Annotated in this window: 11 protein-coding genes; 3 read left to right on the top strand and 8 right to left on the bottom strand. The window is 30.8% G+C overall.

All coding sequences use genetic code 11. The features are described from left to right. Positions 1 to 91: 91 nt before the first annotated feature. The 6 genes from MRU_RS04705 to MRU_RS04725 all read right to left on the bottom strand — a co-directional run bounded on the left by MRU_RS04705 (position 92) and on the right by MRU_RS04725 (position 5,296). The gene (locus MRU_RS04705) at positions 92 to 919 is read right to left on the bottom strand and encodes a class I SAM-dependent methyltransferase (protein WP_012955735.1); all 828 of its coding nucleotides are present in this window, start codon (positions 917 to 919) and stop codon (positions 92 to 94) included. Between the two features lie 83 nt (positions 920 to 1,002). Continuing rightward, the gene (locus MRU_RS04710) at positions 1,003 to 1,827 is read right to left on the bottom strand and encodes a class I SAM-dependent methyltransferase (RefSeq protein WP_012955736.1); all 825 of its coding nucleotides are present in this window, start codon (positions 1,825 to 1,827) and stop codon (positions 1,003 to 1,005) included. Positions 1,828 to 1,925: 98 nt separating this feature from the next. Beyond that, positions 1,926 to 2,741 carry a class I SAM-dependent methyltransferase gene (locus MRU_RS04715; protein WP_012955737.1) on the bottom strand — a complete coding sequence of 272 codons (816 nt, stop codon included), beginning with the start codon at positions 2,739 to 2,741 and terminating at the stop codon, positions 1,926 to 1,928. Between the two features lie 51 nt (positions 2,742 to 2,792). Then, a complete protein-coding gene (locus MRU_RS04720) occupies positions 2,793 to 3,287 on the bottom strand; it encodes a hypothetical protein (protein ID WP_012955738.1) in 495 nt (164 codons plus the stop codon). Positions 3,288 to 4,274: 987 nt separating this feature from the next. Continuing rightward, positions 4,275 to 4,403 carry a hypothetical protein gene (locus MRU_RS12145; protein ID WP_265101245.1) on the bottom strand — a complete coding sequence of 43 codons (129 nt, stop codon included), beginning with the start codon at positions 4,401 to 4,403 and terminating at the stop codon, positions 4,275 to 4,277. 611 nt (positions 4,404 to 5,014) lie between these two features. Further along, complete coding sequence (locus tag MRU_RS04725; RefSeq protein ID WP_143714305.1) at positions 5,015 to 5,296, bottom strand: MarR family transcriptional regulator; 282 nt, start codon at positions 5,294 to 5,296, stop codon at positions 5,015 to 5,017. A gap of 954 nt (positions 5,297 to 6,250) precedes the next feature. Here MRU_RS04725 and MRU_RS04730 point away from each other — a divergent pair. Next, positions 6,251 to 7,921 (top strand): glutamate--tRNA ligase, encoded by a 1,671-nt coding sequence (locus tag MRU_RS04730; RefSeq protein WP_012955740.1) that lies wholly within the window; start codon positions 6,251 to 6,253, stop codon positions 7,919 to 7,921. A 153-nt stretch (positions 7,922 to 8,074) separates the two neighbouring features. Here the strand turns inward: MRU_RS04730 and MRU_RS04735 are convergent, their stop codons facing one another. Together MRU_RS04735 and MRU_RS11685 are read right to left on the bottom strand one after the other, a co-directional pair. Then, positions 8,075 to 8,521: an AAA family ATPase gene (locus MRU_RS04735; protein ID WP_012955741.1), complete on the bottom strand. Its 447-nt coding sequence runs from the start codon at positions 8,519 to 8,521 to the stop codon at positions 8,075 to 8,077. A gap of 231 nt (positions 8,522 to 8,752) precedes the next feature. Next, on the bottom strand, positions 8,753 to 11,041 hold the full coding sequence (locus MRU_RS11685) for a hypothetical protein (protein WP_012955742.1): 2,289 nt from the start codon (positions 11,039 to 11,041) through the stop codon (positions 8,753 to 8,755). Positions 11,042 to 11,590: 549 nt separating this feature from the next. Between MRU_RS11685 and MRU_RS04745 the strand changes: the two genes are divergently transcribed. Both MRU_RS04745 and MRU_RS04750 read left to right on the top strand, forming a co-directional pair. Further along, positions 11,591 to 12,823, top strand: a complete 1,233-nt coding sequence (locus MRU_RS04745) for an LL-diaminopimelate aminotransferase (protein WP_012955743.1) — start codon at positions 11,591 to 11,593, stop codon at positions 12,821 to 12,823. Positions 12,824 to 13,000: 177 nt separating this feature from the next. Continuing rightward, a complete protein-coding gene (locus MRU_RS04750; RefSeq protein WP_012955744.1) occupies positions 13,001 to 13,681 on the top strand; it encodes a DUF6882 domain-containing protein in 681 nt (226 codons plus the stop codon). Positions 13,682 to 13,685: the final 4 nt, after the last annotated feature.

Genomic DNA, 13,685 nt, shown 5'->3' on the forward strand with positions numbered 1-13,685 from the left:
CAGATTCTTTTTCAGATTCTTTTAAATATTTTTAATTATTTTTACTTATTTTTATTACTTTAAATTTTTACTATTATTTTTTATATTTAAACTATTCTTCTTCTTTTTTCCACCAAATTAAAACTAAATCTGTTTTGTCCTTTGGATTAACCCAATTTCCTCTTTCATTTTTTACAAGGGTCTCTTTGAAATATTGTCTAAGTGCAATTTCTCTATCTTCTTCCAACTCTCCAAATCTCCAAACAGATCTATTGATTGCTTCATCAAAGTCACGATATTCCTTTAGATTTTTACACTCTAACTGAACAACATTGGCTTCAATTCCAAGACTTTTTAAAAGAAGCACTAAAACCATATAGTCAGTTCCTGCTTTAAATGGTTTTCCTGCAATTTCACATTTCTCTTTTTTGTATTTATGGCTTTTTGAACCAAATACTGTAATGTAAACATATTTATTTGCTATTTCATTAAGGGTTGTAAGTGTATTTTTTATATTATATATTCCATTTAGGCATCTGGAAGCAAGAATGATGTCATAGTCTCCAATTTCCTCATAATTAAGTTCATTTATATCCATTTGAATGGTGGTAATATTATCTATTCTCTCTTTTTCTGCTTTTTTATTTAATTCCTCTAACATCAATTTGGATTTATCGATACCAGTAAGTGATTTGGCTTTTTTCGCTAGCTTTCTGCTTATGGTTCCCTCAGCACAGCCTATATCCAGTATGGTGTCCTCTTCATCAATTCTCATCTCTTCAAGCAATACATCAGGATAGTCGTCATTTTCAAGCCATTGTCCAAAATCTTTTGCTATATCATCCCAGTTCTTTTCCTTTTTAAAACTCTTTTTAAGGGACTTTTGCCAAACTTCTTCCCAATCTATTGCATCAAGGTTTATTAGCTCGTCATGATTCATTTATTCACCGATTAAACTTTTTTTAGCTTGTGCTTTTGTTTTTTGATAATCTTAAAGTTTTTTTATTCACATCTTGTTGAAATTTATTTTTTCCACCAAAGAAGCACCCAATCTGGTTTGTCTTCAGAATTAGATAGCAAACCGGTTTCATTATCTCTAATTAATACTTCATTTAAAAATTTAGGCAGTTTCTCTTGTTCTTCTTCACTAAATTTAGCTAAATTCCATTTTCCATTATCTATGGCTTCTTCAATTGTCTTATAAGTGCGCACTGGCCCAACATCTAAATTTATAATATTCGCATAAATTCCCATCTCTGCAAGGAGATTTAGAAGTATGGTATAAGAGGGAGCTCCATTATACTCTTTAGATAAATATTCATGGAAATCTTTTTCCAATTTCCAATTGTTTGGTCCAAACAATGTAATGAATACATATTTATTGGCCATTTCATTAAAGTTAGAAAAAACCTTTTTAGGGCTTTTTATGCCGTTTACTACGCGAGATGCAAGCACAATATCAAATTTGCCATATTTTTCAAGATTTACATCATTAATATCCTCTTTAATTGTCTTTATATTTTCAATTCCTTCAGATTTAATTTTTTCATCTAGTATTTCAAGCATCTTGTCTGTTGCATCGATGGCTGTAATGGATTTTACTTCTTTAGATAAAGGAATGGTTACGCTTCCTTCTCCACAGCCCACATCCAAAACGGTATCCTCTTTAGATATGATCATTTTTGAAATCAATTGTTCGGTATAGTTATCTTTGCTGGCTCTCTCACTATACTTTTCTGCTGCTTTAGACCAGTCTTTTCCACGGTCTCCCTTCTTATCCATCTTAGCAGTCCATAATTGGTCCCAATCAATTTCATTCTCATCTTCAATGATTATTTTCTTAGTCATAATATCCTCTTTTCGATGCTTTATTAGTTTTCAGTTGTCTTAGTATTTTGAATAACGCTTCTATTTTTTCAGTTGTCTTAGTATTTTGAATAAATATTCTATTTCTTCCACCAATATAAAACCCAATCTGCTTTATCATTAGGATTGGAGAGCTTTCCATTATCATCCTCTTCTAATATATCCTCTAAATATTTATAAAGCTGTGCCTTTTCTTCATCGTCTAAAAGTTCCAATCTCCATTTTCCACTTTCCAAGGCCTCTTCAATGTTTTCATATTCCCTTTTATGGCCGATGTTAAGGTTTTCAACATTAGGATAGATTCCCATATCAACAAGTATATTGAAGAAGTATCTATGGGATGGAAACTCTACATATTCCTTATCAATGCTTTCAAAGAACTCTTTTTCTATTTTCCAATTGTTTGGCCCAAATAGGGTAATATAAACGTATTTGTCAGCTATTTCATTTATATTGGAGATTGTTTCCCTAATGTTTATTATTCCATTCAAGGATCTTGATGCAACTACAATGTCATGATTTCCCACATCATTGACTCTAATATTTGATAAGTCCTCTTCAAGGGTTCTTATGTTTTCAATTCCTTCCTTTTTGGCATTTTCATTCAGTATCTCAAGCATCTTATATGCAGAATCCACTCCAGTGACGGATTTTGCCTTTTTAGCTAGGGGAATTGTTATGCTTCCGTCGCCACAGCCTAAGTCAAGGATTGTGTCCTCTTTGCTGACATTGATTCTTTCTATAATCTTTGTATGGTAATCGTCCTTTTTTGCAGACTTTCCAAAGTTGGGAGCTGCCTTATTCCAGTCTTTAGCCCTGTCCTTTTTAGATTCCAGTTTTTTAGCCCAGAAGTAAGCCCAATCGATATCTTCAGGGTCATCTATTTGAAAACTCATATTAACGCCACGGTTTCTTTTGTTAATTCCATTATTTTCACTTAATAATTATTATTCTTGGCTTTTCATTTCTTTTTGAACTTTATAAACATCAGCTACTGTTAAGGTCCTTTTAAAGTCAAATCTGAAGTTTTCAATAATGGATCCTAATTCTCTCATTGTTGAATCAAACTTTTCAGTCCTTATAGGAATTCCAGATAAACTATCAATGGTCTGTCCCAATTCATCAATATACTTTGGAAAAGTGTTGCTTGCATGTTCTAGGAACACATCATACTCCTCTGGGTTTTCTATGGTGTCATTTTTAACGTTTTCTTTTAATTTCTCATAAAAGTCGTTGTAATATCCATAGTTTTCTCTAAAGGAGTCTAATCTTTCATCAACCCTGTCTGCCATCTTGTTAACGCAGTTTTCTTTAGCAGCTTGGCTTGCTTCACTTGCTAAAAGAGGCATATTTGCTTGAAAGAGTGCTCCAACATCGTATAAGTTTTTATTTAAACCGTTGATTGCCTTTTCAAAAGAATCTATATCTAATCTTCCATCCATTCTATCTCCTCATTCTTTAAGTCAGTAAAATATAATTTGTGAACTTTTTTAATTTTATTTTTATTTATGTCTTTTCAGACATTTATTTTTTATATTTTTTTAAGAGATTTCACTTATTGTTTTTATTATGCAAAACTATTTTTTCCCATATTTTTTTGCTATTGTTTGGCTATTGTAGAACTATTTTTTTCCCATATTTTTTTGCTATTGTTTGGCTATTGTAGAACTATTTTTTTCCCATATTTTTTTGCTATTGTTTGGCTATTGTAGAACTATTTTTTTCCCATATTTTTTTGCTATTGTTTGGCTATTGTAGAACTATTTTTTTCTCATATTTTTTTGCTATTGTTTGATTCTAGCTGAACTATTTTTTTAGAATTTTTCCCTATTTGTTTTATAGATTATAAACAAATTTCCCTATTTTGTTCGCTATATATTAAATAATTTTATTTTTAGTTAAATCACTCTTTTTTCTATCAATAGTTCAATTTTAGTTATTTCTTTAAAAAGAAAACATATTCTATTGAATTATTTTTAGTATAATCCTAAAAAGTGTTATTTGACAAAAAATTTTTTCTATTGTATACTTGGAGGGAGAGGTGCATTTCTACTGTAACTCGTTTTTTAATTCTTTCTTAAATTAATTTTTTTCTTAAAATAAAGAATATTCATATTTTCTTTCACTTGCATTTATTTTTTAATTAATATTTTTTATAAATTTTAACTAATGTCCATTATTTTTTCTATTCCATTTATTTTTATTCAAATATCATTATTTTACTATAATTTGTTTCTTTATTCCTAATTTAATCCTTTTATTTAAATTATCCGTATATTTTTTTCTTGATATATGTGTAATGGACTTGAAATTTTTATATTGTATTTTCAAAATATGAATTTTTATAAAAAATTTAGATTTTTTTCAGGCATTTTTTAAAAATTTTTACTAATTCATTTTGAAAAATTTTCATCTTCAAATCATCATCTTCAATAGGAAAAATTTTTGAAGTTTCTTATTATTCTTTCCAATATTTTTTTTTCAATTTTTTCAATTTTTCCAATATTTTTTTCAATTTTTTTCAATTTTTTCCAATATTTTTTTTCAATTTTTTCCAATATTTTTTTTCAATTTTTTTTAGATTTGACTAATTTTCTTATTCAAGTTTAACTAGTTTTTCAGTATAAGAATTAATTTCTTTAAAAAAATTTCATCTCCCATTATTGTGATCTAGAATTTTTTAAGATAATTTGCTAAGATTTCTTGAATAATTTTTTAATAAATTTAATTAAAATAACGATTAATTAAACAATAGGTTTAGTCAAAATTAATATTAAATATTAAGGATAAATTTGTTTATTTTAATTCAATATGATTATTTTCATAATCTGATTGGTGATATGTAGATAGAATAACTTATAAAATATATTTTATTATATTTTGGTCATACAAATCACATCTTAATTATGCGAAAGGAATCTTTTATAATCCGAATTTAAGTTTGAAAAAAGCTTTAAATTTAAAAATAGTTTTTTATTCTATTAAAAATGAGTCGATATTAAAAAAATAAGCAATATTAAAAAAATAAGCAATATATAAAAAATAGCAATTTATTAAAATTAGCAATATATTAAAATAAGCAATATATAAAAATAGACTTCTATCTGAAGTGGTATGTTATAAAAATAGGCATATTATTGAATTAAATAAATGAAGAAAAATAAGTAAGCTATTGTATCTCTTCGTTAGTCTTAATGACTTTATAAGCTTCTAAACCTTTGTCGGTTAACTTATAAAGTCTGCCTACCTTTTCTTCTTCATTTATGCAAGTTACAATATCTTCTTTTTTTAAATCCGATAAGACTGCACTTATCTGATTTATTCTTAGATCCATTTCACTTGCTATTTCACTGGGCATCTTGAATTTTCCATTCATATTCATTACTAATACATATCTGTTATTGGATCTCTTGATATAAGAGACCGCTTTCATAATTTCTTTGGTATTCATAAAAAAGTATATATTGTTATGATAGATATATTATATTAGTAAGAACTTAATAGAATTTAAGTAGTATATTAGTATTGTTTTAATAAGTTCTAACAAATAATCATATTTTTGGCCTTTTGCCTAATCTATATTATAATTATTTTTTAAAAATATATTTAGGGGTTATTGAGTACATTTTAGATGTAGGCGTCTTGATTTTTTAATCAAGATGTATTACATCCTTTTTTCTCTTTTTGCTATAATTTTATAATGTCTTTATTATTGTTTAATCATGTTTTTAGTATAGTTTTATAATGATTTTCTTATTGTTTTATTAAGATTTTATTATAGTTTCATTATTGTTTTATTAGGATTTTATTATAGTTTTATTCTTCTTTAGTTTGGTTTTTATTCTACTTTAATTGCAATAAGTTATTGTTTTATTTTGACTTAATAGATTATTTTGCCTATTTTTTAAATAATATTTGCCACTTTAATAATTTTTTAGGTAAAACTAAATTAAATCAACTATTACGAAATAATCAGTCTTTATTTTTAAAAAGAAATAATATTTTAGAATAATTTAAATATAAAGAACATTAAAACTAATATTGTCTGATAAAGAATGGGTTAAACCTATTATTTATGAGATTTGCCATTCTAATATGTTTGTAATGATGATTAATTTCTGATTTATGAACATATTAGAGTATACCTATCTATTTTTCTTAAATTTTATTTTAATGATTATCTTTTAAAATAAATGATGATTTAATCGATTTTAACTAATCTAATTGATTTAAATTGTTTAAAAGATTGATTAGTTTTATAATTTATTGATTTAAATTGTTTTAAAAGATTGATTAATTTTAAATAATTTTAATTTCATAACTAATAAATAATTTAAGTTTTTAAAAAATCCTTGGATTTTTAATTTTATAAAATTATTATTGACTGACGATTATAGTGATTATAATGGACGAATTAGAAGAAATTGTATTTAAGCATGCATTATTGAATGCAGCAAAGCATAAGGGAAGCGCAAACCCTGGAGCGGTTATGGGCTCTATAATGAGCAATGAACCTGAACTTAGGCCTAGAGCAAAGGAGATCGGACCGATTTCCGGTAAGATTGTAGCTCAAGTAAATGCCATGTCTCCTGAAGAACAAAAGACTAAGATGGAAGAGCTAGGAGTGGAAGTGGAAGAGAAAAAGAAAAAGAAAGAGGAAGGATTGCCTAAGCTTCCAGGCAGCAATAAGAATGTTGTCATGCGTTTTGCACCTAACCCAAGTGGACCATTGCACATTGGACATGCAAGAGCAGCTGTTCCTAATGGTGAATATGTTAAAAAATGTGGCGGAAAATTCATTTTAAGAATTGAGGACACAGATCCTAAGCGTATTTACGAACCTGCATATCAATTGATTCAGGATGATTTGAAATGGCTTGGTATAGAGCCTGATGAAGTCTATTACCAAAGTGACCGTTTTGAAATCTATTATCAATATGCTGAAGAGCTTATAAAGCGTGGAGCAGCATATATGTGTACCTGTGACGGGGGAGAGTTTAAGAAGCTTAAGGACAACTGCCAGCCTTGCCCATGCAGAGACAATAGCGTAGAGGAGAATATGGAGCTTTGGAAAAGGTTCCCTGAAATGGAAGCTGGAGAGGCTGTACTTAGGATTAAGACTGATATAAATCATAAGAATCCTGCCATTCGTGATTGGGTGGCTATGAGAATAGTTGAAGAGGAGCATCCTAGGCTTGGAACTAAGTATAGGGTCTATCCTATGATGAACTTTTCAGTATCTGTAGATGACCATTTGCTTGGAATGACCCATGTATTGAGAGGAAAGGACCATCTTGCAAACAGCGAAAAGCAAAAATACCTTTACAACCATATGGGCTGGGAGATTCCTGAATTTATACATTATGGTCGATTGAAGATGGAAGACATTGCATTAAGCACCTCCAAGGCTATGGCTGGAATTGAAGAGGGCACCTACAGCGGATGGGACGACCCAAGGCTTGGAACCTTAAGGGCTATAGCTAGACGTGGAATCCAGCCTGAGACAATCACCCAATTGATGGTTGAGATTGGAATCAAGATGTCTGATTCAGCAATCAGCTGGAAAAAGATATATGGATTGAATAGAAATCTCATTGAAGAGAAGGTAAACAGGTATTTCTTTGTACCGGGCCCTGTAAAAATAGACATTGCAGATGTTCCAGAGGACATTTTAGGATGGGAGGTCATTAGGCCGCTACATCCAGACTTTGAGGAAAGGGGCAATAGAACTCTAATCTTTGATAAGGAACTATATATTCCTAAAGCAGACTGCAAAGATGGAATTATCCGTCTGATGGATGCTGTTAATGTTGAAATCAGTGGAGAGGATGTCAAGTTCCATAGCGAATCCTTTGAAGATGCTAGAGAGGTCAAGGCAAGAATCATTCAATGGGTTCCTCTTGATGCGATAAAGGCTAAAATAGTTATGGATGATGCTTCTATAGTGGAAGGGCTTTGTGAAAAGGACTGTGGTGATTTGAAAGTTGGCGATATAGTCCAATTGGAAAGGTTTGGATTTGCAAGGCTTGATGAGATTAAAGATGATGAATTAATCTTCTATTTTGCACATAAATAGATTGATTACTTTAATTCTCTTTAATAATTATTTTTTCTTTTTTTTTAGAGAATTATTTCTATTCTCTTTTCATTATTTTATTTTAAAGCAATTATTTTACTATTTTTTTCTATCTTTTTTTATTTATATTCTTTCGCCCTCTATTTTTTCTTTTTATTCTTCTAATTCTCCAACCACAAATTGCCCATCTTTTATTTTAACATAGAACAGTTTATCAAATCCCTCATCATATTCAGGAACTTCCAATTTTTTATAGGTTGATAGGACTCCCACTCTTGGAATCCTAGCCAAGCCTTCTCTTTGATTGTTTCTTTCCATAGACTCTTCCAAAGGTGAATTGAAGAAGTATCCCCAAATCTCATATCCATTTTCACGGGCAGTTGGAATATAACGTTGGCGATCGAATTTAGTTGGGTTTGTATTGTCTACAACAAATGATTTTCCTTCTTCTATACACATGTTAAAGAATTTTCTTTCCTTGCTTCTTTTTTTAAATGTGTCCAGATTGACATGGGCAAAATCTGGGAAGTATCTTTTATAGAAGCTTGTTTTTCCGCTTCCTTGAATCCCTATAAAAATAACTGCTAATTTTTTATCCATTTAAAAACCTCTTATAGTTATTTTGATTTTTTTAGTATTTATTATCGTGGGATGAAGATTAATGGAAGTTAATAAAAAAAGAAAAGTGAAAAAAAAGAAAGTGTTTAAGATTAATTCGGTTGTATTTAAAAAAATAAAAATTAAATATTTGTTTTTTTTTTTAAAAAAATAAAGAAAATAAAATAGTTAAAAAACTATTTTATTATTTAATTCGGTATTTTAAAGTCCTAGTTAAAGCACTCTTTTAACATCGGTTGCTTTAATCCAGACTTTTTTGCCTCTGTATTTGACGCCAACAAATCCTGGTTTTAACTTTAATATTTGGCTAGAGTAAGTTTCATTGTTGTGATTAAACATTACAGTCTGGCCAAGTTTGAGTTCAATCAATTTGCCATTGATATAAACCTCTTCAACATTGCTTCTTTGTTCGGTAAAGACCAATTGCTTTTGAGCAGGATCTTCTGGCTGTTCTGTAGATACAGATTCTTTTTTAGAAGAGCGAGGCTTTTTGGATTCAATTCCCTTAAGATCTAAAATCTTTTGGGTATTTTCTTCTCTTGCCTTTTTCTCCTCTTCCTCTTTTTCGATTTGCTTATAATCCTCTACAGTGTAGGTGTTAGCTTCTTCTTCGGAAGTTTCATCTGTAACATCCTCGTATGCTTCATCCAATTCGGAATCAATGGTTTTATTGTATTCTTCTTCATTGACTTCCTTATAGATTTCATCTACATCTTCATTAGGTTGATTATAAGCCAAATCATCGATTTCGTCTTCACGGATAGGAGTGATTGTGATTGTGTCTCCGATTTCTTCTATACCGTTTCCAAAGTTGTGGATGTAGTCATCTGGAACTACTTCCTCTTTGATTTCTTCAACCTTATGCTGTTGGGTGTTTGCTCCTCTGAATTTTCTAATGGAGTTTATAGCATCTCTGAATATGTCGTTTCCTCCAGAGCTTGATTGTCTATCGGAATTGATTGTGACAAATTCGTTTTCAGGGCCTTCATCTTCGATTTTCTCTTCTCCTAGGAGAATGTGGAGGTCATCTTGATAAACGCCTTCTGTTTCTAGAGCTTCTATGTAATCGTCAACAGCTTCTACTTCTATTTCTTCAGTAGGTTCTTCTGTAGGTTCTGCTACTTCTATTTCTTCAGTAGGTTCTTCAGTAGGTTCTTCTGTAGGTTCTGCTACTTCTATTTCTTCTGTAGGTTCTTCTGTAGGTTCTGCTTCTACTTTTGGTGCGTCTGATTTTATTTCTCCAGTAGTTTCAGCTTTTACTTCTTCTGCTTTAGGCTCTTCAGCAGGTTTGGTTACTTCTTCTTTGATTTCTTCTGCTTTTGGAGCTTCTACTTTTTCAGCAACTTCTTCTGCAGGTTTTCCTGCTTTTGGAGCTTCTACTTTTTCAGCAACTTCTTCTGCAGGTTTTTCTGCTACTTTAGTTTCTTCAGCTTTAACTTCTTCAGTAGTTTCTTGGACTGGTTCTGCTTCTACTTTTGGAGCTTCTTCAGTTTTTACTTCTTCAGTAGTTTCTTGGACTGGTTCTGCTTCTACTTTTGGAGCTTCCTCAGTTTGAACTTCTTCTTCTACTTTAGGAGCTTCTTCTTCAGCAGTTTCAGCTTTTTCTTCTACTTTAGGAGTTTCTTCAGTAACTTTTACTTTAGCTTCTTCAGTAGTTTCAGCCTTTTCAATTAAAGCGCTTTCCTTGATTTCTTCAATGTCTTCAGCTGGTTTAATTGATTTAACTACTTTAACAGCACCGTCATCATCTTCAACAATAAGTTTTTTAGCGGTTTCAGATGAAATGAACTCTTTCTGTTCTTTAGTCATAGGGACTTGACGAGGTTTGACTTCACTTTCACCTTGTCTTACGCTATTGATGGTTTCCTTGTGCTCTTTTGTAATAGGTTCTTGGATAGGTTTTACTTTCTCTTCCTTGTTCATTTGTTCTTTGACTCTATCTGGAGTTCTTTGAACTTTTTGAACTGTATCCTCTTGGGATTTTACTTTTCTAACCTTTCTGACCTTGGTCCTAGGAGCTTGTTCGCGGGCTTTTGCAGCCTCTGCCCTTTGTCTTAACAATGCGGCAGTGCCGTTAGCTTGAGTAGTTTCTGCTGTTTCAGCTTTAGCAACTCTTCTAACCTTTCTGGTTCTTTGAGCTCCCCTATTATCACCATCATAATCTACAAATAAATCATTATTGGATGCGTTTTGTAGTGTGTTAGCATAAATTTGTGCTTCGCTTAGGTTTTCATTTCTGTTTTGAGATTCCTTAGGGACTTTTCTAACTCTTCTGCGTCTTTGGACTTTCTGAGGCTTTTTAGAGCCTTCAGCTTTTTGCCTTGAGCTAATCTTCTCATGTGATTCAATGCTGGAATTGTAATCGCTTGAGTTAAGGAATTCCTCTAATCTTTCTTTATCATGATCTTTTTCTTTTTCTCTGTAATATAGTTTCACTATTATTATTGATATTATCCCAATTAGGGCAATAATAACTAGTAAAATTGCTGTAACCTCTTTCATATATGTTCACCGAATTAATCTTTATTTTTTATTAAGTTATACAACAAATAAGTATGAATTTGTTTGGTTTACTATATGCATAATATATAAAATTAGATTATGCTATCTTATAGTATTATAATTATATATTTTTTATTTTATATATACATTGTTTTTTTACGAATTTTTTTTAAAATTTTTATTATTTTTTCCATATTTTTTTATTATTTTTTATTATTTTTGCTTAATTTTTTATATATTCCTTCTAATTGTCTTTATTTATGTTTTCATTAAATATTTTTTACTCTAGATAATTATATTATTTTTATAGCTCATATTGCTAAATGATTAATTCTATTTAAGTCAAATAACTGTCTATTGTCCCTTTGACTATTTTTCTACATCAGTTTTATATAATATATTTAATAAATAATTAATTGTTAGGTGATTTTAATTTTTTAAATTAAATCTCTAAAGCATTTTAAGGTTTAAAATTTAAACATTTAAAGGCTCTAAATTCAACTATCAAAATTATTTAACTTGATTATAATTATTTTTCCAGGTGAAAAAATGGTTAAAATTAATGAAAATTATCTTTTATTGCAAAACAGTTATCTTTTTGTTGAAGTAAACAGACGTGCAGAGAAATATATGGAAGAAAACCCAGATAAGGATGTCATCAAAATGGGAATTGGGGATGTAACCAAACCTTTAACCCCTACAGTAATTAAGGCATTCAAGGATGCTGTTGATGAAATGGCAGATGGAGAAACATTTATGGGTTATGGTCCAGAGCAAGGATATGACTTTTTAGCTGAAGCAATCATTAAAAACGACTTCAACAGATGGGGAGTCGATTTAGACCTTGATGAGGTCTTCATTTCAGACGGTGCCAAATGTGATACCGGTAACATACAAGAGATTTTTGACCTTGACAATGTAATTGCTGTTACTGACCCTGTATATCCTGTTTATGTGGACACAAATGTTATGGCTGGCAGGTCTGGCCTAATAAAGGATGATGGAATGTATGCGAATATCGTATATCTCCCATGCACTGAAGAGAACGACTTTGTACCAGCTCTTCCAGAGGAAGATGTAGACTTGATCTATCTCTGTTTCCCTAACAACCCTACCGGAACCACCTTGACAAAAGATCAATTGGCTAAATTTGTCGAATATGCAAAGGAAAATGACGCTCTCATTCTTTTCGATGCAGCTTATGAAGTATTCATAACAGAAGATGACGTTCCTCACACCATCTATGAGATTGAAGGTGCTAAGGAAGTGGCTATTGAATTTAGAAGCTTTTCAAAAACTGCAGGATTCACTGGTACACGTTGCGCTTACACTGTAGTTCCTAAGGAAATCAAGATAAAGACATCTACTGGAGATGAGCAATCTGTAAATGCTTTATGGAACAGAAGGCAGACCACAAAATTCAATGGAGTATCCTATCCTGTCCAAAAGGCTGCAGAGGCAGTTTACAGTGAAGAAGGACAAAAGGAAATTATGGAAAACATTGAATATTATTTAGAAAATGCCAGAATCATTCGCGAAAGCCTATCTGATATTGGATTGAATGTTTATGGTGGAGTTAACTCTCCTTACATTTGGGTAAAGACCCCTAATGACATGGAATCCTGGGACTTCTTTGACCTTCTTTTAGAAGATGCAAATATTGTTGGAACTCCTGGATCCGGATTTGGTCCAAGCGGTGAAGGTTATTTAAGATTAACTGCATTCAATACTTTAGAAAATACTAAAGAGGCAATGAACAGGATTTCTAAATTGTCTTTCTAATTTAGATTCCCTTATTCTCTTTAATTTTATTTTTTATTAGTTATTTTTATTATATTTCTTATTAGAATTAATTAAGATTCTTAATTCTTATTTAATTCTTATTAGATTTCTATTTATTTCTTTATTAGAATTCTTTTCAATTTATTATATTTTTTAATTTATTATTTTGGTGATACGATGGAAGCTGATTTTAGCCTTGTTAATGAAAATGATGATTTGCAGGATTTATTCTCCAAATACGGAGCTCTTGCTTTGGAAAAACAGGAAAACCTCTCCAAGCTTGTTGGCGATAGCGAGCCTGAATTGGATATTGAAAATGGAATAGTCAAGTTTGGTGATAAGGAGTTTCCTATTCAACTTCTAGGGTTTTTAGATCCTGATGAGGACACTTGGTCATGGGCATGGGACAATGAGGAAATAGGATTCCCTGAAGAGCTCATTGAGGAAGCCAAGGAAGTTAAGGAATTTGGAGAAGATCAGAATATAGTTCAGTTTAAGCAAAGCATGTTTGCTGCAAGCTTTGAGGAAGCCCATATTTTATCCATGACTGTATCTTCAATTTTTGGAGACGACGCATACTGTGGAGTTAATTATGGAAACTTTGTATTCTTTGTAACCATAAAATCTGATGAGATTCCATCATCTGAGGGTCCTGAAGAATTCTCCAACATTTTCAATGAATTCCATCGCAGATTTGAAGTAAATCATTTAAAGGCTTTGGAATCCTATGCAATGCTTAAGGGTTATGAATACAAATACAGAGATGACTTTGCTCTTGTTAAGATTGGAGACAATAGGGTAGTTGTAGGATTAACCGAAAGAAAAAATGTTCAAAGCATTAAGTTTATTCTAGCTTAAATCG

The sequence above is a fragment of the Methanobrevibacter ruminantium M1 genome (assembly GCF_000024185.1).
Lineage (GTDB): Archaea > Methanobacteriota > Methanobacteria > Methanobacteriales > Methanobacteriaceae > Methanobrevibacter > Methanobrevibacter ruminantium.